Annotated in this window: 22 protein-coding genes and 2 riboswitches; of the genes, 14 read left to right on the top strand and 8 right to left on the bottom strand. The window is 62.3% G+C overall.

The window, feature by feature from the left end; genetic code table 11:
* Nucleotide 1: 1 nt before the first annotated feature.
* Nucleotides 2–1,279, bottom strand: coding sequence for a dihydroorotase (locus tag ABGT65_RS08840; protein ID WP_346701443.1), 1,278 nt, complete (start codon nt 1,277–1,279; stop codon nt 2–4).
* Between the two features lie 422 nt (nt 1,280–1,701).
* Between ABGT65_RS08840 and zupT the strand changes: the two genes are divergently transcribed.
* Nucleotides 1,702–2,505: a zinc transporter ZupT gene (gene zupT / locus ABGT65_RS08835; RefSeq protein ID WP_346701441.1), complete on the top strand. Its 804-nt coding sequence runs from the start codon at nt 1,702–1,704 to the stop codon at nt 2,503–2,505.
* Between the two features lie 23 nt (nt 2,506–2,528).
* Complete coding sequence (locus tag ABGT65_RS08830) at nt 2,529–2,738, top strand: hypothetical protein (protein ID WP_346701440.1); 210 nt, start codon at nt 2,529–2,531, stop codon at nt 2,736–2,738.
* On the opposite strand, the gene mutY is transcribed toward ABGT65_RS08830, so the two are convergent.
* Nucleotides 2,728–3,783, bottom strand: coding sequence for an A/G-specific adenine glycosylase (gene mutY / locus ABGT65_RS08825; protein WP_346701439.1), 1,056 nt, complete (start codon nt 3,781–3,783; stop codon nt 2,728–2,730). The genes ABGT65_RS08830 and mutY overlap by 11 nt on opposite strands.
* A gap of 68 nt (nt 3,784–3,851) precedes the next feature.
* Here mutY and ABGT65_RS08820 point away from each other — a divergent pair, with 68 nt between their 5' ends.
* Nucleotides 3,852–4,157, top strand: a complete 306-nt coding sequence (locus ABGT65_RS08820) for a GNAT family N-acetyltransferase (protein WP_346701437.1) — start codon at nt 3,852–3,854, stop codon at nt 4,155–4,157.
* A gap of 137 nt (nt 4,158–4,294) precedes the next feature.
* Here ABGT65_RS08820 and ABGT65_RS08815 read toward each other — a convergent pair whose 3' ends face one another.
* Entirely contained in the window at nt 4,295–4,786 is a 492-nt protein-coding gene (locus tag ABGT65_RS08815; RefSeq protein ID WP_300256417.1) for a hypothetical protein, read from the bottom strand.
* 509 nt (nt 4,787–5,295) lie between these two features.
* Between ABGT65_RS08815 and ABGT65_RS08810 the strand changes: the two genes are divergently transcribed.
* From ABGT65_RS08810 to ABGT65_RS08800, 3 genes are all read left to right on the top strand, one after another.
* Nucleotides 5,296–5,568: a 2TM domain-containing protein gene (locus ABGT65_RS08810; protein WP_346701435.1), complete on the top strand. Its 273-nt coding sequence runs from the start codon at nt 5,296–5,298 to the stop codon at nt 5,566–5,568.
* A 111-nt stretch (nt 5,569–5,679) separates the two neighbouring features.
* Entirely contained in the window at nt 5,680–6,318 is a 639-nt protein-coding gene (locus tag ABGT65_RS08805; protein ID WP_346701433.1) for a hypothetical protein, read from the top strand.
* A 4-nt stretch (nt 6,319–6,322) separates the two neighbouring features.
* Entirely contained in the window at nt 6,323–6,607 is a 285-nt protein-coding gene (locus tag ABGT65_RS08800) for a transcriptional regulator (RefSeq protein ID WP_346701431.1), read from the top strand.
* Nucleotides 6,608–6,651: 44 nt separating this feature from the next.
* On the opposite strand, the gene ABGT65_RS08795 is transcribed toward ABGT65_RS08800, so the two are convergent.
* The 3 genes from ABGT65_RS08795 to ABGT65_RS08785 are packed head-to-tail and all read right to left on the bottom strand — an operon-like array spanning nt 6,652 to nt 10,769.
* Nucleotides 6,652–7,629, bottom strand: a complete 978-nt coding sequence (locus ABGT65_RS08795; protein WP_346701430.1) for a lysine exporter LysO family protein — start codon at nt 7,627–7,629, stop codon at nt 6,652–6,654.
* Nucleotides 7,630–7,632: 3 nt separating this feature from the next.
* A complete protein-coding gene (locus ABGT65_RS08790; RefSeq protein WP_346701428.1) occupies nt 7,633–10,326 on the bottom strand; it encodes an AsmA-like C-terminal region-containing protein in 2,694 nt (897 codons plus the stop codon).
* Entirely contained in the window at nt 10,323–10,769 is a 447-nt protein-coding gene (locus ABGT65_RS08785; RefSeq protein WP_346701426.1) for a GNAT family N-acetyltransferase, read from the bottom strand. Before ABGT65_RS08785 ends, ABGT65_RS08790 begins: the two co-directional genes overlap by 4 nt.
* Before the next feature lie 66 nt (nt 10,770–10,835).
* A riboswitch (cobalamin riboswitch) is annotated at nt 10,836–11,040 on the top strand.
* Nucleotides 11,041–11,142: 102 nt separating this feature from the next.
* Between ABGT65_RS08785 and ABGT65_RS08780 the strand changes: the two genes are divergently transcribed.
* From ABGT65_RS08780 to ABGT65_RS08755, 6 genes are all read left to right on the top strand, one after another.
* Nucleotides 11,143–12,180: a YncE family protein gene (locus tag ABGT65_RS08780; RefSeq protein WP_346701424.1), complete on the top strand. Its 1,038-nt coding sequence runs from the start codon at nt 11,143–11,145 to the stop codon at nt 12,178–12,180.
* 12 nt (nt 12,181–12,192) lie between these two features.
* Entirely contained in the window at nt 12,193–13,104 is a 912-nt protein-coding gene (locus ABGT65_RS08775) for a hypothetical protein (RefSeq protein WP_346701423.1), read from the top strand.
* 6 nt (nt 13,105–13,110) lie between these two features.
* Nucleotides 13,111–15,165 carry a TonB-dependent receptor domain-containing protein gene (locus tag ABGT65_RS08770; protein ID WP_346701421.1) on the top strand — a complete coding sequence of 685 codons (2,055 nt, stop codon included), beginning with the start codon at nt 13,111–13,113 and terminating at the stop codon, nt 15,163–15,165.
* 108 nt (nt 15,166–15,273) lie between these two features.
* Nucleotides 15,274–15,969: a DNA alkylation repair protein gene (locus ABGT65_RS08765; RefSeq protein ID WP_346701419.1), complete on the top strand. Its 696-nt coding sequence runs from the start codon at nt 15,274–15,276 to the stop codon at nt 15,967–15,969.
* A gap of 71 nt (nt 15,970–16,040) precedes the next feature.
* On the top strand, nt 16,041–16,763 hold the full coding sequence (locus ABGT65_RS08760; protein WP_346701417.1) for a polyprenol monophosphomannose synthase: 723 nt from the start codon (nt 16,041–16,043) through the stop codon (nt 16,761–16,763).
* Nucleotides 16,764–16,778: 15 nt separating this feature from the next.
* Complete coding sequence (locus ABGT65_RS08755) at nt 16,779–18,008, top strand: glycosyltransferase family 87 protein (protein WP_346701414.1); 1,230 nt, start codon at nt 16,779–16,781, stop codon at nt 18,006–18,008.
* Between the two features lie 83 nt (nt 18,009–18,091).
* Here ABGT65_RS08755 and ABGT65_RS08750 read toward each other — a convergent pair whose 3' ends face one another.
* Both ABGT65_RS08750 and ABGT65_RS08745 read right to left on the bottom strand, forming a co-directional pair.
* Entirely contained in the window at nt 18,092–18,460 is a 369-nt protein-coding gene (locus tag ABGT65_RS08750; RefSeq protein WP_346701412.1) for a GtrA family protein, read from the bottom strand.
* 2 nt (nt 18,461–18,462) lie between these two features.
* Nucleotides 18,463–20,178, bottom strand: coding sequence for a glycosyltransferase family 39 protein (locus tag ABGT65_RS08745; RefSeq protein ID WP_346701410.1), 1,716 nt, complete (start codon nt 20,176–20,178; stop codon nt 18,463–18,465).
* Nucleotides 20,179–20,361: 183 nt separating this feature from the next.
* Nucleotides 20,362–20,559: riboswitch (cobalamin riboswitch) on the top strand.
* 158 nt (nt 20,560–20,717) lie between these two features.
* On the opposite strand from ABGT65_RS08745, the gene nrdD reads away from it, so the two are divergent.
* A complete protein-coding gene (gene nrdD / locus ABGT65_RS08740) occupies nt 20,718–22,853 on the top strand; it encodes an anaerobic ribonucleoside-triphosphate reductase (RefSeq protein WP_346701408.1) in 2,136 nt (711 codons plus the stop codon).
* The gene (gene nrdG, locus ABGT65_RS08735) at nt 22,850–23,323 is read left to right on the top strand and encodes an anaerobic ribonucleoside-triphosphate reductase activating protein (protein WP_346701406.1); all 474 of its coding nucleotides are present in this window, start codon (nt 22,850–22,852) and stop codon (nt 23,321–23,323) included. Before nrdD ends, nrdG begins: the two co-directional genes overlap by 4 nt.
* Nucleotides 23,324–23,419 lie beyond the last annotated feature (96 nt).

Raw genomic sequence — 23,419 nt, 5'->3', positions numbered from 1 at the left:
CTTATCTGATTGAATTCGTTGTCAGCGTATCGTAAACCGCACGGCCGCCCACCACCGTAAGCACCGCACGCCCCTCGACCTCGCGGCCCGCAAAGGGCGTGGCATGGCCCTTCGAAAGGAACTCCTCCGGATCAATCGTCCAGCGCGCTCCGAGGTCCAGCACCGTGAAATCGGCCTCCTGGCCCGCATCGATGCCCCCTTCGAGCCGGAAGATCCGGCGCGGAGACGTCGACATCAGCTCCACGAGCCGTTCCAGCGAAAGGATCCCCGGTTTCACCAGCCCCGTATAGAGCAGCGGGAAGGCCGTCTCGATGCCCACAATGCCCATGGCGCTCCCGGCCAGCCCGCGGGACTTCTCCTCGGCCGTATGCGGGGCATGGTCCGTGGCGATGACCTCGATCGTGCCGTCTTGGATGCCTGCGAGCAGCGCCTCGCGGTCGGCGCGGCTTCTGAGCGGCGGGTTCATCTTGAAGTGCCCCTCCTCCTGCAGATCCTCGTCGCACAGCAGCAGGTAGTGCGGGGCCGTCTCGCAGCTTACGCGCAAACCACGCGCTTTCGCCTCACGCACCAGGCCGACGCTCTCCTTCGTGGAGACATGGCAGACGTGGTACTGGCAGCCGGTCTTCGCGGCCAGCGCGATGTCGCGTTCGACCTGCCGCCACTCGCTCTCCGACGAGATGCCCCTATGGCCGTGTGCGCGGCAGTAGTCGCCGTCGTGGATATAGCCTCCGTGAAGGAGTCCGTCGACTTCGCAGTGCGCCACGATCGGTTTCCCGACCGCTGCGGCACGCCGCATCGCCTCCTCCATGAGTTCGGCCGACTGCACCCCGCGTCCGTCGTCCGAGAAGCCCACGACCTCCGCAGCCAGGGCCGCGAAATCCGCCAGTTCGCCGCAGCCGCGCTGTCCCACGGTAATCGTCCCGTAGGGCTTCACGCGCACCACGGCGTCGCGGCGGATGATCTCCAACTGCCGTTCGAGGTGTTCCGGCGTATCGGGCGCCGGGTTCAGGTTCGGCATCGAGCAGACCGTCGTATAGCCTCCGCGGGCCGCAGCGGCCGTTCCCGTGGCGATGGTCTCCTTCTGCGGGAAGCCCGGTTCGCGCAGGTGGACATGCACGTCGACCAGCCCCGGAACAAGGTACAGCCCCCCGAGATCGACGATCCGGTCCTCCGGCCCGGGCGCCGCATCCGCAACCACCCGGTCCGCCTCCACGACCAGCCGCCCCCTCTCGAAACGGCCCCCGCGATAAATCTCGGCGTTCTCGTAAAATGTCTTCATCGGCTCCGTCGCATAAAAAAATAGGGCAACCGAAACAGTTACCCTAATAAAACAATAATGCCGAATCCCGTCGAAAATTGAGACCCCGACCAATAATCCTGCTGCCAGAACTTCTGTGCCATTGGGACGTGGGGGTTACGATTCATAGGATTCGGACCGCTGTAATTGTCTGCAAATATAGGGGTTTTTCGCCGCCCCTGCAAACCTTTTTCCCATTTTTTTTCAACATTCCGTCAACGCACCGCCGGAACAGGAGCCCAAGCCCCTCCGGGCCCGTTCCGGAAAAGCATCGGCGGCCCTCGTTTCCCGACCCGACCCTCCCCCGAAAACCCCTTTTCGGACAAAAATACCGATTCCACGCGGTTGGCTTCTTCCGTTTTGTGCACTATCTTTGCCCGCAGACAACCGCAGTTCGACACCCTATGGAAAAATACAACATACTCGCACCCCTGCTGCTGACCCTCGGAGCCGGTCTCGCAACCGGAATCGGAAGCGCCATCGCCTTCCTCGCCAAACGAACCAACAAGCGTCTGCTCTCCTTCTCGCTCGGACTCTCCGGCGGCGTGATGATCTACGTCTCGTTCGTCGAGCTCTTCCAGCAGGCCCATGTCGCCCTCACCGCCGAATGGGGGTCGCGGCTCGGAGGTTCGGTCACCGTCCTGAGCTTCTTCGCCGGGATCCTCCTCATCGGCATCATCGACCGCCTCGTCCCCTCGGTCGAAAACCCCCACGAGGCCCACAGCGTCGAGGAGATGGACCACAAGCCCCGCAATCCGAAACTCATGCGCATGGGGCTGCTTACGGCCCTCGCCATCGGCATCCACAACTTCCCCGAGGGCATCGCCACCTTCACCTCGGCCGTCGACAACATCACCCTCGGCGTCGCCATCGCCGTGGCCATCGCCATCCACAACATCCCCGAAGGCATCGCCGTCTCGATCCCCATCTACTACGCCACGGGAGACCGTGCCAGGGCTTTCCGGCTCTCGCTCCTCTCGGGGCTGGCCGAACCCGTCGGCGCCCTGCTGGCCTACCTCGTGCTGATGCCCTTCATGTCCGCAACGCTCATGGGATGCATCCTCGCCGGAGTGGCCGGAATCATGGTCTTCATCTCCATCGACGAACTCCTCCCCGCCGCCCGCGAATACGGCGAAGCCCACACCTCGATCTACGGCGTGGTCGCCGGCATGGCCCTGATGGCCGTCAGCCTCCTCCTGCTCGAATAAAGCCGCAAAAAACCGATCGCAAAATGGACATCCTCCTGATTCTCGGACTGAGCGTCTCGATCCACCCGCTGACCATGGGCGGAATCTCCGCAGTCGATCTGCTGGTCGTGCTGCTGAGTTCGGTGCTGCTCTTCCTGACGGCCTTCACCTTCCGCCGCCGGGCCGTCGACCGATGGGAAGGGACTTTGTTTCTGGTGATCTACGCCACCTACATCGCCTACCTTATAAAATAGCCTCCGGCGAGGTGAGGTAGCGTTCGAGCAGCCGCGGCACGGCGTAGTCGCCGAGTGTCGAGGTCCGGACGGCGATTGCGGCGGCCGCCGGGGTCAGGGTCGGGGTTTCGATCCGGTAGATGCAGGCGTGGAGACGCTGGTGGGTGAGTTGGTGCACGGGCAGCGGCGTGCTCCGCAACAGGTGCCACGGCGCCCGGCCCAGCAGTTCGGTAAAGCGCGAATCGCCGACAAGTTCCGAAAAGCCGGCCGCCGCGGCGGTCTCCAGCAGCGGGAATTCGTAGAGACCCTGCCAGATGTCGCGCCCCTCGCGGCGGCAAAGCAGCGTCCGGTCGCCCGAAGTGACGTGCAGGTAGTGGAACCAGCGGTCGCGCACTTGGGTCCGGCCCTGTTTGACGGGGCGTTCGGCAACGCTCCCGGCCGCCAGGGCCAGGCACCGCTCCGAAAGCGGGCATACCTCGCAGCGGGGCGACACGGGGGTGCATTGCAAGGCCCCGAAATCCATGATCGCCTGGTTGTAAAGCCCCGGGCGGCCGGGATCGAGTTCCGCACGGGCCAGTTCGGCAAAGGCGCGGCGCCCCGGCGTGGAATCGATCGCAAGGTCGAGGTCGAAAAGGCGCGACAGAACCCGGTAGACGTTGCCATCGACGACGGCACACGGTGTATCGAAGGCGATCGAGCAGATCGCCGCCGCGGTATAGTCGCCCACGCCGCGCAGCGTGCGCACCGTCTCCAGCGTCCGGGGAAACTCCCCGCCGAAGCGCTCCATGACCTCGCGGGCCGCGGCCAGCAGGTTCCGGGCCCGGCTGTAGTAACCGAGACCCTGCCAGAGGCGCAGCACCCCGTCCTCGGAGGCCGCGGCCAGCGAGGCGATGTCGGGAAAACGCGCCGTGAAGCGTTCGTAGTAGGCCAGCCCCTGCGCCACGCGGGTCTGCTGGAGGATCACCTCCGAGAGCCAGATGCGGTAGGGATCGCGGGTACGGCGCCACGGAAGGTCGCGTCCCTCGCGTGCGTACCACTCGACCAAAATATCGGATATGCGCGTCATACAAGTGACAAAAATACGACTTCGGAACCGAATTTGAAACGTTCCGCTGCGATTCAAAACCAAAAAAGATGGAAAAACGGTTTCAACTCATCCACCATGCGGCACGGAACCGCTATGAGTTCCACCTCAACGGAGGGATTGCCTACGTCGAATACGAACCCGCCGGGGAGGGTATTTACCGGCTGACCCACACGATCGTGCCGCCCGCGTTCGAGGGGCAGGGAATCGGCCGCGAGCTGGTCGAATCGACGCTCGAAGCCCTCCGCGAACGGGGCGTGCGGATCATTCCGGAGTGCACGTTCATCATCCGCTACATCCAGCGTCACCCCGAGTGGGAGCCGCTGCTGGCAGAAGGATATCGGATCGAAGCGTAGCGAAGGGTCGGAAGCCGCATCCGCACCCACCAAGGGAGGGGGCGTACAGAGGCTGCTATTGCAACGAACCATCCTGAAACAAAAAGTCCGATAACTGTATTTCAAGTTATCGGATTTTCGCAGTTCAAAGTCCGGGATCAGTCTCTCGTCAAGGGGATATCCTGCCTGTCGGACGGCTCGTCGGTTTGATAGAGTCTGTTGACCTTCGCTCCGTAACCCTTCACCGTCACGGTATAACGAGTCCATAAGCCGAACAGAATCCGGTTGCGCCGGGTTTCATACTGCGGATTGATAATCATATCATAGTCCGATCCTTCCAATGCTTTGGCCATGGCCATGGAGCGAATGCGCTTGCCCCGCAGCCCAAAAATGGATTTGCTGTTGTTGGTGCTCAACACCTCGGCATATTCACGTCCGCCGCTTACCTTTACACCGAGCAGGTATCCGACATGAACCGTGCCCTCAATCTTGTCGGACGTGTTGAAATCGAGGTCGGCCCGGATCTCATTGGGATGCACTTCCGTATAGGCAAACGGCGCGGAGGCGCTGGTTCTGCTCAACGTCGAGCAACTTGAAAACAAAAACAGGGAAACAAAGGCAATTGCCCCACTGAAAACAATACGTTTCATTCTTTTTACAATAAGGTTTTTCATTTATTATCGGTCCGTTACAATTCTTGTTTTTTCGGGATCCGGACAATAAAAAACGCGGACCTTTAACCTTATTTGTTTCTGAGGTATCGCCAAACACCCTACTCCCAAACAAGTAAAAGCCCACGTTGAAAAACAACGTGAGCATCAACTTTTACTCTTGGGAGTTTCTTTGATTTGGCGATTTTCAGAAACAAGAATACAAGTTAACGCTTTTTATGTCGATATGTCCCTTTAATCAGGCTATTTCCTCATAGGCACTCGTGTTGTTGGTTTTGTCACACAAAAATAACGAAAGTACTTCACTTTTCAAGAAAAACTGACGATCTATTTGAAAATTTCACAAAATTCAACACAAATACCCCTGTTCCGGTCAATTTTTCCGCCGGAAAATTTGGTTTATAAAATAAACTACTTTATATTTGCATCAAAGATTCACTCCGAGGCCACGGATACAAGATCGAAACCACACTCTAAAAGCAAAGAAGATGGAAGCTACCGACCACATGAAACCCCTCGGCAAGGGGTACTGCCCTTCAGAAGAGAATGCCGCTGCCGAAGCAGTTGCCAAACGCCGCCGTTTTGCCCGGGGATTTGCCCGGCAGGTCATCGTCTGGGCCGTGACGTGCGCCTTTCTGGCCGTCGTCAACTGGCTGACCTCGCCCCACTACTGGTGGGTGCTGTGGGTCATCGGCGGATGGGGACTGCAGCTGCTCCTCTCGCTGGTCTTCTACCTCTTCGACTTCGACGACGAGGAGTAACACCCGGAATCCGGCACTGCCGCAGGATGCCGGACAAGAGCCCGCCGGTTCTTCACGACCGGCCCACTGCAACCTGAGACACAATCGAAAACCCTCAAAAAAACAGTCAACATGGAAGAGAAAAAACTCGACGCGCAGGAGAGCATCGAACTCATCACGCGCATGATCCGCAACACCCGCCGACGGCTCGAACGCCACTCGGGACGCCCGTTCCTCATCTGGGGATACACCACCGTGGCCGTCTCGCTGCTCAACTACTCGCTCAACATCGCCGGGGCCGATCCGGCGTGGAGCCTCTCGTGGTTCCTCATCCCCGTGCTGGGCATCCTCCTCATGCGGCTCTTCCCCGAAAAGAAGAGCTCCGAACCCCGCACCGAAATCGACCGCATCGTCAACTCGCTGTGGATCGTCTGCTCGCTGGCGCTCGTCCCGATCTTCATCCTCTGCCTGTTCCACGGATGGAACTACCGCCCGAGTCTCTTTGCGCTGATCACCCTCGTGATGTCGATCGGAACCGCCGCAACCGGGCTGATCGTCCGCTCGAAAGTCTACACCGCAGCCGGACTTCTCGGCATGGCCGGAACGGCGGCCATCGCCCTCTGGGACTTCTACCTGGAACAACTGCCCGACCCGCAGCAGATCGACTGCCGCATGCTCAACAACGAAATTCTGATCTTTGCGGCGATCTTCGTCGTGATGATGGTCATCCCCGGCCACATCATCAACTACCGGACCCGTCACGAAAAATAGCGTCATGTTCAAGGAACTGAATCCCCTGTTGCACTCGGAACTGAGGCTTGCCGTCATGTCGGTCCTCCTCGGGGTCGAAAGTGCCGACTTCGTCTTCCTCCGCCAGCAGACCGGCGCCACGGCCGGGAATCTCTCCGTGCAGCTCGACAAACTGGCCAAGGCGGGATACATCGACGTGGAGAAGACCTTTCGCGGCAAGATGCCCTGCACCGTCTGCCGCATCACCGACGCCGGGCGCGACGCCTTCGCGGAGTATGTCGAGGCGTTGCAGACCTACATCAAGCGATAGGGCCGAATCCCCGGTCCTGCCGCTTTTTCCGCCTCCGGGAGCCGTCAGAGCGAACAAAAGAGCGTCACGAGGAACGGCACGCTGAAATCCAGCGCACAGCCGTGGAAGATCGACACCACGGCGTAGGGGCGTCCCGCAGCGCGTGTGATGATCGGGAGTGTCGTGTCGAAGGTCGTCGCCCCGCCGATCGAAACCGCCGCCAGCGGCCCGAAACACCGCGCAACCAGCGGCGCCGCCAGCAGCGTGAAGAGCTCCCGCAGGATGTTGCACAGCAACGCCACGGTCGCCAGTTCGGCGCCCCGCAGATCGGCGATGAAGATGCTCGACAGCGAATAGTAGCCGAAACCCGCCCCGACAGCCAGCGAATCGGCCGCGGAGGTTACCGCCGAATCCGCACCGAACAGCGGCGCCGCCAGCAAAGCCCCGCCGAGCGTTCCGACGGCCGTCGCTACAGGAAGCAGCGCCAGACGACGGTCGAGCTGGCGGATCCGCTCGACCAGCGTGCGGTCGTTGCCCAGCGTCATGCCCACGCAGAACATCAGCGCATACAGGACCCATGTGCTGACCGCCGAGCCCTTCAGATCGGGTTCGGCCCAGACGCCGACGGCACATCCCGCCACGAAAAAGGCGACGATCGTCAGGCTCCCCTTCAGGGCTTTCCAGGTCGAGGTCTCCGCTCCGGCCGCACCGGTCTCCCCGGGGGCCCCGGAGACCCCGGGCGCAGGCTCCGAGGCCGCATCGCCAACCCCGGCAGCAGCCTTCCGCCGGTCGATCCACCGCCACAGCCCCCACGCCGCAAGGATACTCCCCGCCACTGAAAAGGCGAAGAGCACGAAGGCCGTAGCCCCCAATGTCGCCAGTCCCCCGACCACCGCAGGATCGGAGCCGGCCTCCAGTCCCAGCAGAAACAGCAGCGCCCAAATGATCACCGTGATGAGGGGCTGGGCAAACGAGAGGCGCCGGCCAAGCAGCAGGCGCCCCGTCAGGATACCGCCCGCAAGGACGGCAAAGATTTTCAGCATCGGTTATTCCTTTTGAGCAGTGAGTTTCCCGATCTGGCGCTCGGCCTCGGCTTCGAGGTTTGCAGCCTGTTTCTCGGCCTCCTCGACCAGTTTGTCCCCGGCCTTCTGCGCCGCCAGTTTCGCCAGCGTTCCCTTCTTCGCGGCCTCCTCCACGAGTTTGTCCCGCTGCGTTTGGGCCGCCTCGACGAGTTTCTGACCCGCATTCCGGGCCTCCGCGCGGATGTTGTCGGCCTGTTTGGCAATCTCCTCCGAGAGCGATTCGCTGCCCGTGAGTTTCTGGAGCTGCTCGTTGACCACGTTGGTCACGGCCTCCTCGACCGCCTCCTTCACCCCGAGCGTGATCTTCGGCGAGGTGAACGTCCCGCCGATGTTCACGCCGACCGTCTGCAGGACGCCGCCGCCCGGAATGGCCACCTTCGCCTGATAGTCGATCGTCTGGTCGAGACCCGTCGAACCCGAAAGGTTGACCCCGACGTCGCCGATTTTCAGATCGAAGGGCTCGGTCGTAATCCGCCCCTCCCGGATGGCAAAGCGGATCGCCACATCCTTGGCCTCGATCTTGCGCAGGCGGTCGTTGCCCAGCGCATCGGCCAGGGCATCGAATGCCGCAATATTCTGGATGTCGATGTTCTCCGAGCGGATTTCACCCGATGCGGAGAGCGTCTTGAGGTCGGGCGACATCTGCGCGTCGAGCGACGTCTGCAGATGCAACGACAACGAATAGTCGCCGCCCGTCTTGGCGAAGATCGGGACCAGCTGCTGCACCATCTCCAACTGCTCGAAGGTCTGCCGGAACGAGGCGTTTGCAAAGTCGGCATCGAGTTTCAGCGACGGATGTGCGGGATCCGCGGCCGTCGAGTAGCTGCCCGAAGCCGTAGCCTTGCCGCCGAAGGCCCCCAGCGAGAGTCCGTTGAGCGACAGCATACCGTCGGCCATGCGCATCTCCCCCCGGATGTTGTCGAAGGTCATTTTTTCGAAGAGAACCTTCTGCAACTCCGTACTGAGCGAGAGGTTCAGATTGCGCGGAATCTCCGGAGCCGTCGCAGCCGCCGCGTCGGAAGACTCCCCCGCAGGCTCCTCCGCTTCGGCCGCTGTCTCCCCGCCCTCGGAGAGCGACGACATGATTTCGTTCAGGTCCAGCAGTTCGGACTTCACGTAAAGGCGTCCCGAAAGCGTCTCCTGGCGCAGCAGGTAACCCAGGTAACCGTTCAACTGACCGTTGGCCGAAAGGTCGCTCTCCCCGACCGTCAGACCGAACTCCCCGAGGGTCATCTCCGCCGGCGTGATCGTCGCCGCAGCACGCCGGATATGGACCGGCGGAAGGTTTTCGAGCGTCAGGTCCAGGCCTTCGAGCACGAACGTACCCTTGGCGCCGAGTCTCTCGTAGCGGCTCTTCTCGATGTCGGACATCCGCCCCGAGAACTGTACGTCCGCCATAATGCAACCCGCCAGCCCGACTTCCTTCTCCAGCGGATAGACCTCCTTCACGGAGCTCAGATCGAGCCGCCCGTCGACTCCCGTCCGGAAGGTGGGGTCACTGGCCAGGTTCGTGGCATAGAAGGTCGCCGAAATCTTGTTCCCGGCCATCTGAAGCCCGAAATTCGAAAGCTCGACCTCCGTGCGGTCCATCACCCCGCCCGGATTGGCGATCCGCGCCGCCAGGTTGATGTCCGTCACCGCCTTCGGAAGCGACGAGTACTGGAAACTGCCGTTGCGGACCTCGCTCTTCAACTCGAAGGCCGGAAGCTCCGAACCGCGCATCTCGCCGCGCGCCCACAGCGACAGCGCCAGTTCGCCGCCCGCCGTCAGGTTCTTGAACTCCCGCGTATAGAAGGCCGGAACGAGCGACAGCACATCCTTGAACTGCACCTCGTCGCAGCCGGCCTTGATATCCATCGCCACGACGTCATCCTTCATCTCGACCCAGCCGTCGAGCCCCACCTGGATGGCATTCAGCCGGAACGTATTGTCCGAGAAGGTGAAGCGCCGGTTCGCCAGGTCGGCGTCGATCGTCGCCACGAGCTCCGCCTCGGCATCGCTCAACAGCGGAATCCCGCCCGACACGAAGTTCGTCCGCTCGGTTTTCAGCCGCAGGTCGAGGTTCGTGCGGTCGGCCGACAGGTCGCCCCGCAGGCGCAGCGTCAGCGGATCCGTCGAGAAGCGCATCCGGGTCGAGTCATCTTCGTAGCGAATCACCGCGCCCGAAATGCGGAAATCCCGGACCGAAAGCCGGAACGACGAGGAACCCTCCGCCGCTTCGGCTTCCGCCGCCGGGTCCGTTTCCGGAGCCTCCTCATCCGAAGGCTTCATCACGTCCCAGTTCACGGCCCCGTCGGCCAGCTTGCGGGCATGGAGCGCCGGGTCCGCAAGGATCAGCTTCGTCACCTCGAAGCCGCTGTCGCCGAACAACGACATCAGGTTCACGACCACCGAAATGCGGCGTGCCGCAACAATCGTATCGCCTTCGAAGCGGTCCGCACCCACGAGCGTCAGGCCCTTCAGGTCGACCGAGGCATTCGGGAAATGGCGCAACAGGCTGATGTCGAGTTTCTCGAAGTCCAGTTTTGCAACCAGCATCGCATTCGCCTCCCGCTTCACAATGTCGGCAATCTTGCCCCGAAAGGCCATCGGCACAATCAGTGCGATCGCCAGAATCACCACGATGATCGTGGCCAGAATCTTCACGAACTTTTTCATTCCGTATCCGTTTTATAAACGAAAACCGTGGTTTCCGCTTCGTTGAATCCACATTTCCGGTAGAGGGCCCGGGCCGCCCTGCGCGAAAGGTTCGAGGTGAGCTGCACCCGCTCCACGCCCTCGGCCGCCGCCGCACGCTGCGCCGCACGCACCAAAGCCTCCCCGAGACCGAGACCCCGCACTGCCGCATCGACCACCACATCCTCGATCCACGCCTTGCGGCCCGACGGCGCGTCGTACCACGCCAGCGTCAGCATTCCCACGATCCGTCCCTCCGCCTCGGCAACGAACAGCGCCGTCGCGGGGTGCGCGAGCATCGCCCGCAGCCGCGCCTCCGCAAAAGTCCCCAGCCGCGGCGACAACTGCGGCAGCAGCAACGTCCCCAACGAACGCAGCAACGCCTCGGAATACTCCGTCACCCGATATACGGAAAGTGGCATCATCCGGCTATTTTTTTTACAAAGATAACCTTTTTGCTCGAAACCTTATGGTGTTCCGCGGAAAAAAGCGTACTTTTGTCGCGCAACGGTTCCGAACGGCATCCGGACGGATGCCCCGGATTAAAAGGGAATGCCGTGAGAATCGGCAACAGTTCCCGCTGCTGTGAGTTACATGCCGCGTTCCGGCACTCTTGGCCACTGTCCCCCGCCACGGGACGGGAAGGCGCCGGAACGGTAACGAGTCAGAAGACCTGCCGTCGCCTGTCTGCCCGAAAACCCTGCGGAGAATGGGGTCCGAAGCGAGTCCGAACGCCTCTCGACATGCTGCTCTCCCGCACGGAATCCGGGCTGTGACCCAAAAACGGTTCATGACCCGATGAAACGCTCGATGCGATACATACTCTGGAGCCTCGCGCTCCTCGCCGGGGCCTGCATGGAGTACGGACCCCAGTCCGAAGAGGCTTTCAGCCGCTCCGGACGCGGCATCTTCATCACCTGCGAGGGGAATTTCATGTGGGACAACGCCTCGCTCTCCTACTACGACCCCGAAACCCGCAAGGTCGAAAACGACATTTTCCTCCGCGCAAACGGCATGAAACTCGGGGACGTCGCCCAGTCGATGACCCTCCACGACGGGAAGGGATACGTCGTGGTCAACAATTCGGGCGTGATCTACGTCATCGACCCCTCCACGTTCCGCATTACCGGGCTCATCGAGGAGGTCGTATCCCCCCGCTACATCCACTTCGTCGACGGGCAGACCGCCTACGTCACCGACCTCTACGACCCGCGCATCTCCGTCGTCGACACCCGCACCAACCGAATCCGCACGCGCATCGACATGAACGGACACCGCTCCACCGAGCAGATGGTGCAGGTCGGAAACCGCCTCTTCGTCAACTGCTGGTCCTACGACAACAAGATCCTCGTCGTCGATACCCAAACCGAACGCCTGGTCGATTCGCTCACCGTGGGCTGGCAGCCCAACTCGCTGCTGCTCGACGGCAACGGAAAACTCTGGACCGCCACCGACGGCCGCGACGGCGAAGCCCCGGCGCTGTGGCGCATCGACCCCGCAACACTCGAAATCGAACGGTGGTTCGAGCTCCCGGCCGATACGCCCCCGTCGAAACTTACGCTCGATGCGCGCAACAACCGCATCTACTTCATCGCCCGTGACGTCTGGCGCATCGAGGCCGATGCGGAGTCGCTTCCCGCAACGCCCTTCCTCCCCTACGCCGGAACCCTCTACTACGGCCTGGGGGTCGACCCCGACACGGCGGAACTCTATGTCGCCGACGCCATCGACTACGTCCAGCACGCCGCCGTCTACCGGTTCTCGCCCGACGGCCAGGCCGTCGATACGCTCCGTGTGGGGATCATCCCCGGCTCCTTCTGTTTCAAACGACAATAAACAACAGACTCCATGAAAAAATACGCCCTGATTCTGCTCCTGGCTACGGCCTGCAATTCGAGCGAGACGATCACCACCTCGCGCATCGAGGAGGCCGCCTCACGCGTCCTCGAATACACCCCCGCCCCCGGGCAGTTCATCAACAACCCCCAGGCCGGATTCCCCGCCGACACACCGATCACCACCTCCGCGGAGGCCGTCGCCTATGCACAGGCCCGGCTCAAAATGGGCGGAGAGCCCGACGCCGGAGCCGAAATCGCCTCCTACGGGTACGTCTCCCTCGGAGGCTGGGGCGGGTACATCGTCCTCGGATTCGACACCCCCGTCCCCAATACGGGCGACTACGACCTCTACGTCACCGGAAACTCCTTCAACGGCTCCTCCGAACCGGGAATCGTCTGGGTGGCGCAGGATGCCGACGGCGACGGATCGCACCTCGGCGAAACCTGGTACGAACTCAAAGGCAGCGAGTACGCCAACGCCGTCTTCGGATACGGGGCGACCTACGCCGAACAGCCGGACGGCACCGTCATCTGGACCGACAACGACGGCGGAAAGGACACAATCGACCGCGTCTCCCTCCACACGCAGAGCTATGTCCCGGCCTGGGTGCAGCCGCTCTCCTACACCGGAACACGGCTCCCGGACAACGTCCTGTTCGATCAGGAGACGGGCATCTACGACATGACCTCCTTCGCCTGGGGATATGTCGACAACGCCTCGACGATCGACGGTGCGGGAACGAAAAACCGATTCAAGATCTCGAATGCCGTGGATGCCGACGGAAACCCCGCCAACCTCCGCCAGATCGACTTCGTGAAGATCCAGACCGGCGTGAACTGCAAGGCCGGAAACAACGTGGGCGAAATCTCCACCGAGGTGTGCGCCGTCGGCTGCTACCGCACCGTCACCCAAGCCGAATAGCCCGACGTGCTGCGCTCCGCCGCCATACTCCTCACGCTCCTCTGTGCCGGGCCCGCCCTCGCACAGCGCGACTCCACGGCCCGCACCATCGACATCGAACAGGTCGAGATCGCCGGCGTGCGCCCGATGAAGGAGATCGGCGTGCAGCGCACCGTGCTCGACAGCGCCATCCTGCGCGAAAACATCTCCTCGTCGCTGGCCGACGCCCTGAGCGCCGGATCGACCATCTTCATCAAGTCCTACGGCCGCGCAACACTCGCCACCGCCTCGTTCCGCGGCACGGCACCCTCCCACACGCAGGTCACCTGGAACGGCATGAAGATGAACTCCCCGATGCTCGGGCAGGTCGACTTCTCGCTCATCCCCTCCTACTTCGTCGACGACGCCGCGATCTACCACGGCGCCAGCTCCGTGGGAATCACCGGAGGCGGACTGGGCGGCGCCGTCACCCTGGGAACCAAGGAGCCCGAAACCCCCGGATTCTCGATGCGGTACGTGCAGGGAATCGGGTCGTTCACCACCTTCGACGAGTTCCTCCGCCTGAGCTACCGCGGCAAGCGCTGGAGCTCCTCGACCCGCGTGCTGGTCAGCACCTCGGAGAACGATTTCCGATACCGCAACTACGATTCGAAGCAGTTCGTCACCGACGCCAACGGGCAGATCGTCGACGACTACTACCCCCTGCAGCGCAACCGAAACGGCGCATTCCGCGACCTGCACCTCCTGCAGGAGCTCTACTACACCTCGCGGCAGGGCGACCGGCTGTCGTTCGCGGCCTGGTATCTCGACACCGACCGCGGGCTGGCCCTGCTCTCCTCGGACCGCAACTCCACGCACGAGAAGCGCAACTCGCAGACCGAACGCACGCTGCGGGCCGTCGCCGCCTGGGACCGGCTCTTCGGAGAGGTCAAGACCGGCGTGCGGACCGGGTATACTTACGACGACCTGCGCTACCTGATGGAGTCCGATCCCGACGGGCAGGGGAACTTCACCCCCGTGACCGACGCCCGGAGCCGCATCCACACCTTTTTCGCCCGCGCCGAGGCCGAATACGCCCCGAACGAGAAGTGGATGTTCTCGGCCAACCTCTCGGCCCACCAGCACCGCGTCCACAGCGGCGACCTCTCGCTCATCGACGCCACCTCGGGGCGCCGCGCCGATACGCTCTACCGTCAGGAGCGGTTCGAACTCTCGGCCTTCGCTTCGGCCAAGTGGCGCCCCACACCGCGGCTGGGAATCGCCGCCGACTTCCGCTGGGAGCTCTACGGCAACCGCACCACGCCCCTCATTCCGGCGCTGTTCGTCGACTGGCTGCTCTCCAGGAAGGGGAACATCGTGGTGAAGGCCTCCGGAGCCCGCAACTACCGCTACCCGACGCTCAACGACCTCTACTTCCAGCCGGGCGGGAACCCCGATCTCGACCCCGAACGCGGCTGGACCTGGGATGCCGGCGTCGAGTCGTCGCTCAAAAGCAGCCGCAGTTCGCTGCGTCTCTCGGCCACGGCCTTCGACTCGCGCATCGACGACTGGATCCTCTGGATCGCAACCGCCAAGCAGGGCGTCTACACCCCGATCAACATCCGCCGCGTACACAGCTACGGGGTCGAAGGAAAAGTCGCCGCCGAAACCCTCACCTCCGGGGGCTGGTGCCTGGCCTTCAACGGGAACCTCGCCTGGACCCGCTCGATCAACCGCGGCGACAAGTTCTCCGCGGCCGACGAGTCGGTCGGCAGGCAGCTGGTCTACATTCCGATCTGGTCCGCGGCCTGCACCGCCCGCGTAACCTGGCGGCGGTGGGAGCTGAGTTACAAATGGCAGTGGTACAGCCGACGGTACACCATGTCGGACAACAACCTCGGCGTGCTGGGAAGCGTCGCCCCCTACCTGATGAACGACATCGCCCTGGAGAAAAGGCTCGAATTCCGGTGTCTCGGGCTCTCGGTCAAGGGCTGCATCTACAACCTCTTCAACGAGGAGTATCAGTCGGTGCTCGGACGCCCCATGCCGCGGTTGAATGCCGCCGTGTTTATCGGGATTACGCCGAAGTTCGGAAAACGGTAAACGAACGGTTTCCCTGAAACCAAAAGGCGGTAACCAACGTATTTTTTCGAAAGGGCCCGAAAAAAGCCGAAAAGTTCCCGGAAAACGCACGAAAAACGCACGAAAAATATGGACTTTCTCGAAAAACTCCCCGAAACCCTCCGCGAAATGGCCGACCCGGCCTACCGCGATTTCAATGCCCGGATCATCCCCGGTGCCGGGGAGATGCTCGGCATCCGCATCCCGCAGCTGCGGGAGCTGGCCCGGCAGATCGCCCGCGACGGCAACTGGCGGGAGTTCGTGGCACGCGACGATTGCCGCTGGTTCGAGGAGCGGATGCTGCAGGGGATGGTCATCGGCGCGGTCCGCTGTCCGATCGACGAAAAACTCGCCCTCGTCGCGCGGTTCGTCCCCCGGATCGACAACTGGGCCCTCTGCGACTGCTTCTGCTGGCGGCTCCGCCCGGCGGAACGCGAAGCCATGTGGCACTTCATCCAGCCCTACTTCCGCTCCGAAGCCGAATACGACATCCGCTTCGCCGTGGTCATGGCCACCGCGAATTTCATTGACGAAGAGCATCTCGAAGCCCTGCTCCGCCGCTTCGAGGCGTTCCGGCACGAGGCCTACTACGCCCGCATGGGGGTCGCATGGGCCGTCTCGGTCTGCTTCGTGAAGTTCCCCGAGCGGATGCGCCGCTGGCTCGCGGAGGCCTGCCCGCTCGACGACTGGACCTTCAACAAGTCCATTCAGAAAATCACGGAATCCCTCCGCGTCTCCACGGCCGACAAGGATTTCGCCCGCTCGCTGCGCCGAAACACAAAATAGAAGCGGCAAAAAGCGGATTTCGGAAAATAATCGTATATTTGTCCCTCCAAAACCTTTACGGCCGACTCGTCATGCGCAAACTCGTTATCATCCCGACCTACAACGAAAAGGAGAATATCTCGAAGATGATCTCCAAGGTCTTCTCCCTGCCCGAACCGTTCGAAATGCTCGTCATCGACGACGGCTCGCCCGACGGTACGGCCGCCATCGTCAAGGAGCGCCAGAAGGAGTTCCCCGGAACGCTCCACCTGCTCGAACGGGCCGGAAAACAGGGACTCGGCACCGCCTACCTCACCGGATTCCGATGGGGCCTCGAAAACGGGTTCGACTACATCTGCGAAATGGACTGCGACTTCTCGCACAATCCCGACGACCTGGTCCATCTCTACCAGGCCGCCGTCGAGGGCGACTGCGACGTGGTCGTCGGATCTCGATACGTCAAGGGCGTAAACGTCGTCAACTGGCCCATGTCGCGCCTGCTGATGTCCTATTTCGCGTCGGTATACGTGCGCACCGTCACCCGGATGCCGCTGCGCGACGCCACGGCCGGATTCGTCTGCTACTCCCGCCGCGCTCTGGAGACCATCGACCTCGACGCCATCCGCATGAAGGGTTACGGATTCCAGATCGAAATGAAATACACCGCCTGGAAACTCGGGCTCAAGCTCCACGAGGTCTCGATCATCTTCGTCGAGCGCTGCGAAGGCGTCTCGAAGATGTCCGGAGGCATCTTCCGCGAGGCCTTCTTCGGGGTGCTCGGGCTCCCGTTCCGCACAATCCGCAAACGCCGGTAACCCCCGCCGCCAGCCATGACAAGCACAACGATCCGAACAAGCCGGGGGGGGGCTGGCCGAACCCTCTGGAACCGCATCTCCGAATTTTTCCTCAACCCGCGGAACCTCTATATCCTCGGGATGCTGCTCGTCTTGGCCCTCACCTTCTCGGAGGTCGCCCGCGGACGCCACAGGAACTTCATGATCTTCGCCGAATCCACGAAGCTCTTCTGGCAACACATCGCTCCCTACGGCGAAAACTGGTCGCAGGCCGCACCCCATCTGGACTACTTCCTCTACGGGCCCCTGTTCAACATCCTCTTCACACCGTTCGCCTACCTGCCCGCGTGGCTCGGGCCCTTCGTCTGGAACCTCTTCAACTTCTCGATGTGGTTCGCGGCGATCTTCACCCTCCCCGGACGGTTCACCCGCGAGGAAAAGTGCAAGTCGTTCCTCTACACCTTCCTGATCCTCGCCTGCACGCAGCTCTCGTTCCAGTACAACGTCGCCGTGGGATACATGTTCCTCTTCGCCTACTCGCTCCTCGAACGAGACAAGGGATTCTGGGCCGTGCTGCTGATGATGATCTCCGGATTCACGAAGGTTTACGGCATCTTCCAGCTGGGACTGCTGCTCTGCTACCCCCACTTCTGGCGGAACGCCGCCTATGCCCTGCTGATCGGAGCGGCCTTCCTCGTCGCTCCGGCCGTCAACATGCCCTTCGCCGAACTCCCCGACTACTACGGGCAGTGGATCACGGCGCTTGCCGAACACAAGGATACCCGCACCTGGATGAATCTCTTCTACCTGCGGCCTCTCGGGCTGCTGCCCGTCCGGATGTGGGTGCAAATCGGCGTCCTCGCCCTGCTCGCCGCCGGACTCGCAGCCAACTTCCGCAAATGGAAGCAACCCTTCTTCCGCCTGGCCGCGCTCGCCGTGCTGATGGGCTACGTCATCCTCTTCAGCAACTCCAGCGAGGGACACACCTACGTCATCACGCTCATCGCCTACCAGTTCTGGTACTGGAGCATGAAGCGCGGCGATGCGCTGAACCTCGTCGACCGCATCGTCTACTGGGCGACGTTCATCATCGTCGTCGTCATGCCCGTCGACGTGCTCTGCCCGCCGGGCATCATGCAGATCTTCTACGACTGGCAGATCAACCTCTGGCTGCTGGTCTATCTCTGGCTGCGGATCTGCTGGACGGCCTTCATCCGCACCCCGCCGACACTCTCCGAAAAGCGGCAACTCATCGGCGTTCAATAGGGTCGGAGAGGAGTTGTACAGACTCCCAAAAAAGACGCACCGGGCTTTCCGATGCGTCTCTCTATTTACAGGACAAGGCGGTGTCAGAATGTAAAGAAGTAGTTCATGAAGAAGTTCCAGAACGTAACCACGCCGATGGCGAAGAGCTTCGCCAGGTAGAAGTTCAGGCGGAAACGGCCGTGCAGCACGTAGATCGTGGCGTTGTTGATGGCCAGCCCCACGAGCGAAATGCCCAGGAAACGCAGGTACTGCCCCGCAATGTCGGGATTCTCGTTGTGAAAGGTCCAGATGCGGTTCAGGATATAGTTCGTGGTCGCGGCGCAGAGGAACCCCAGCGAGTTGGCCACGTATTTGTTCAGCCGCAGCCACTCCTTGCAGGCGTAGGTGATACCGAAATCGACGAACACCCCGGAACCGCCGACCGCACAGAATTTCAGAAACTGTTCAATCATCGTTATTCAAACCTCCTGCCGACCTCGGTCGGGACGGGTTTTCCGTTAAACCAATTCGTATAACCGTCACGGCGCAGGGCAAAGCCCGCGTCGAACGTCTCCCCGGTCAGCTGCTCCGGGACCACGAAGCGCACCTCCCGCATCACCGCCGTATCGGCCGGCAGCGTGAAATGCGCCCCGGTCACAAACTCCTCGACGCGGAAGCGGCCGTGTTTCCAGAGCATCGTCAGCTCCGTGTCGCCCTCCCCGATGCGGATGGCGTAGGGATAGGGATTTTCGAGCCGCAGCGTCAGGTGCAGCGTATCGCCCGGAGCGACCCGTTCCGAAAGCCCCTCGAAGGAGATGTCGACCCGCCGCAAGGGATGGAACGAGGGGTCGACGAACCAGGTGAAGGTCCGGCCGTTGGCCAGGCGGATGGTCCGCACGTCGCGCGTGGAGTCGGCATCGGGCGTGCACTCGACGAGCACCTCGCGGCCCGTGAAGCGCGTATCGTCGTCGCGGAACTGCCACTGGTGGGTCCGGTAGCGGATATTGGGCTGGCAGTAGGCTTCGCCGCCCGTATAGAAGGCGTATTTGGCCGCCGTGGCATAGCCGTGGCGGAAGACCACGGGACGCCCGGCCGCCTCGGCAGCGATGGCGCCGTAGCTCTCGGGGTTGTGGAACACCTCGAAGCGGATGTCCGTCGGGTTGAAGATCATCACCAGCCGCACCACGGCAACCAGCGCCACGGTCGTCAGACCGGCCCGCACGACGTAGCGCCGCGTGCGGGGATGGCGCCGGGCGTAGTCAAACAGCAGGTAGAGGAGCCCGAACGAGGCGACGATCACCCACTGGGGCTGGACGTAGCCGCGCAGCGACGAGAGCAGGAAGAAGCCGATAAAGCCCACGGGCAGCAGCCGAAGCAGCCGTTCGAGGGGCGTGCGGGCCTTCGTCTTGCGCCACGCCTGGACGTAGAGCGGCACGAAGAAGGGGTTGAAGACCACAAGCATGTTGGCCAGGAAGTCCGTGACGTAGCTCACGCGGAAAACGGCGTTGCGGCCCGAGAGGTGGTAGGCGAACGAGGCCCAGTCGTGGTGGTACTGCCACAGCAGGTGCGGAACGAGCAGCAACAGCGTCACCGCACCGGCCAGGTAGAGGCCAGGGCGCAGGAAGAGACGCCGCGGCGTGACCGTCAGGGCGAACAGGACGACCAGCGCCCCGTGGTATTTGCTGTAGGCCATCAGGGCCATCGTGACGCCGAGCCAGAGCCACGCCCCGCGCCGCTCCTCGGTGAAGCGGCGGAACGCCCACAGGAACAGGGCGGCGGTGAAGAGCAGCGGACCGTCGGGCACGGCGATGAAGCCGTAGAGCTGCAGCATGAGCGTCGCGGCCGCGATCGTGACGAAGAGCATGGCGTCACGGCGCGTGGCCTCCGCGGGGCGGATCAGCCGCCACACAACCCACAGGTAGAGGGGTTGCAGCAGCGTGAAGCAGAACCGCACGCCCAGTTCGCCGCCGAAGAGGCGTTCACCGAGCCAGACGAGCAGCGCCGTCACGGGCGGATGGTCGAAATAGCCCCACGAGAGGCGTTCGGCGAACATGTGGTAGTAGGCCTCGTCGTTGGCCAGCTGCGTGCAACCCGCCTGGATGACATTGGCGAGCCACCACACCCCGAGCCAGCAGAGAACCAGTCGGTCGGGTCCCCACGAAGCGTACCTCTTTTTGAGCGATGCTTTCATAACCGCCGGCAAAGGTAGGAATTTTTCCCGGGATTCGCCACGGATCCGCCGCTTTTGTCCCGATTCGGGGCGTGGAATTCCGACAACCGCCCCGCAAGTGTTCCGGAAGGGGATTCGGGGCGTTGTTCATAACTTGTTCATTAAAATTTTCCAAAAAAGGTTGCCCGTCCCGGAACTATCCCTATCTTTGTTCCCGAGCAAGGTTCCCAGCCGGCGGCTGCCGGCCCGGGATCAAAAGGGAACTCCTGTGCAAATCAGGGACTATGCCCGTAGCTGTAAGCTCCGAAAACGGCTGCACACTCTTTGCCACTGTCCCCTCGGGGACGGGAAGGCGTGCCGCGGGAGCGAGTCAGAAGACCTGCCTTGCCGAACAGGCCGAACCCGCGGGACGTCAGGGCGACGCCGAAACATTTTTTTACTTTTTACAACATAAAAGACCCGGACACGGATGCGTGCCGCCCTCCGCATGGTTTCGACCCTGCAGGAGAGACCCGTCCCCGACCGGAACGATTGTGCAAACCTTCAACACTGGGACCATTATGGGCATTTCGGAACTCTACATCGTCAAGCGCGACGGAAAACGCGAAGCCTTCTCCGTCGAAAAGATCAAACGGGCCGTCAGCAAGGCATTCCTCGCCGTGGGCGGGTACGCCACCGACGACGACCTCACGGCCGTACTCAGCCGCGTGCGCATCGCCGACGGAATGTCCGTCGAGGAGATTCAGAACCAGGTCGAGGTGGCCCTGATGGCCGAACACTACTTCGCCGTGGCCAAGAGCTACATGCTCTACCGCCAGAAACACACCGAAGAGCGCGAAGAACGTGAAAAACTCCGATTCCTGACCGACTACTGCGCCGCCTCGAACCCCGCCACCGGATCGAAATACGACGCAAACGCCAACGTCGAGAACAAGAACATCGCCACCCTGATCGGCGAACTCCCCAAGCAGAACTTCATCCGCCTGAACCGCCGCCTGCTCACCGACCGCATTAGGGAGATGTACGGCAAAGAGCTGGCGGACAAGTACATCCACCTGCTCAAAAACCACTTCATCTACAAGAACGACGAAACCTCGATGGCCAACTACTGCGCCTCGATCACGATGTACCCCTGGCTGCTCGGCGGAACGATCTCCATCGGCGGGAACTCCACCCGTCCCACGAATCTCAAGTCGTTCTGCGGCGGGTTCGTCAACATGGTCTTCATCGTCTCGTCGATGCTCTCGGGAGCCTGCGCAACCCCCGAATTCCTCATGTACATGAACTACTTCATCGAGCAGGAGTACGGCGAGGACTACTACACCCGCACCGACCAGGTCGTCGACCTCTCACGCAAGCACCGCACCCTCGACAAGGTGATCACCGACTGCTTCGAGCAGATCGTCTACTCGATCAACCAGCCCACCGGCGCCCGCAACTTCCAGGCCGTCTTCTGGAACGTCGCCTACTACGACCGCTACTACTTCGAGTCGCTCTTCGGGGAGTTCGTCTTCCCGGACGGGTCGAAGCCCCACTGGGAGTCGCTCTCGTGGCTGCAGAAGCGGTTCATGCGGTGGTTCAACCGCGAACGGACCCGGACCGTGCTGACCTTCCCCGTCGAGACCATGGCCCTGCTCACCCGGGACGGAGAGGTGCGCGACGCCGAATGGGGCGACTTCACCGCCGAAATGTATGCCGCCGGGCACTCGTTCTTCACCTACCTGAGCGACAACGCCGACTCGCTGTCGTCGTGCTGCCGCCTGCGCAACGAGATTCAGGACAACGGGTTCAGCTACACGCTCGGCGCCGGAGGCGTCTCCACCGGCTCGAAGAGCGTCCTGACGGTCAACCTCAACCGCTGCATCCAGTACGCCGCCCGGAACGGAATGCACTACCTCGCCTTCCTGGAGGAGGTCGTCGACCTCACGCACAAGGTCCAGACCGCCTACAACGAAAACCTCAAGGAGCTGCAGGCCAAGGGGATGCTTCCATTGTTCGACGCCGGGTACATCAATCTCGCGCGGCAGTACCTCACGATCGGCGTCAACGGGCTGGTCGAGGCCGCCGAGTTCCTCGGCATCGAGATCAACGACAACGACCGCTATGCCGCGTTCGTGCAGGAGGTGCTCGGGCTCATCGAACGCTGCAACCGCAAATACCGCACGAAGGAGCTGATGTTCAACTGCGAGATGATCCCGGCGGAGAACGTCGGCGTCAAACACGCCAAGTGGGACCGCGAGGACGGCTACGTCGTGCCGCGCGACTGCTACAACTCCTATTTCTACGCCGTCGAGGACCCCTCGCTGAACGTCATCGACAAGTTCCGCCTCCACGGACGCCGCTACATCGAGCACCTCACCGGCGGTTCGGCCCTGCACATGAACCTCGAAGAGCATCTCTCGAAGGAGCAGTACCGCCACCTGCTGCGCGTAGCCGCCGAAGAAGGGTGCAACTACTTCACGTTCAATATTCCGAACACGGTCTGCAACCGCTGCGGGCACATCGACAAGCGTTATCTGAAGGAGTGTCCCGAATGCCGCTCGACCGACGTCGACTACCTCACGCGCGTGATCGGATACATGAAGCGCGTCTCGAACTTCTCGGCCGCACGCCAGCAGGAGGCCGCACGCCGCTACTACGCACCGTCGGAAAAGGGGCCGGAAGGCATCCATCCGGAAAACCCCGCAAACGCATGATCCGCTACCACAACTTCGACGTCGTTTTCGCGGAGATTCCCGACGAGACGACCCTGGCAATCAACCTCACCGGCTGTCCGAACCGCTGTCCGGGGTGTCACAGCCCCCATCTGTGCAGCGACTCGGGGCGTGTGCTCGACGAGGGGGAGCTCGCGGCCCTGCTCCGGCGCTACGGGTGCGCGGTCACCTGCGTCTGCTTCATGGGCGGCGACGCCGACCCCGAAGGGGTGGCACGACTGGCGGGATTCATCCGGCGGGAGTGGCCCCGGCTGCATGTGGGCTGGTACTCGGGGCGGCCGCAGCTGCCCGAGGGATTCATCCCCGAGGCGTTCGACTACGTGAAACTCGGACCCTGGATCGAGGCCCGCGGCCCGCTGACCGCACCCACCACCAACCAGCGTCTCTACCGCGTAAGCCCCGACGGGACGATGTCCGACATCACCGAACGCTTCCGACGGAAAGCCATCTGACGTTCCCGGGAGCCGGAAAGACCTTAGAGATTAGTAAACCCTTCGCGTCGTCTGCCATACGACCCCCTTTCCGGCTCCCGGAGAACCCTCGGGCCG

Source organism: uncultured Alistipes sp. (assembly GCF_963931675.1).
In the GTDB taxonomy this organism is placed as follows: domain Bacteria; phylum Bacteroidota; class Bacteroidia; order Bacteroidales; family Rikenellaceae; genus Alistipes.
Note: the sequence above shows the minus strand (reverse complement) of the source record. Positions and strands in the feature narration are given on the sequence as shown.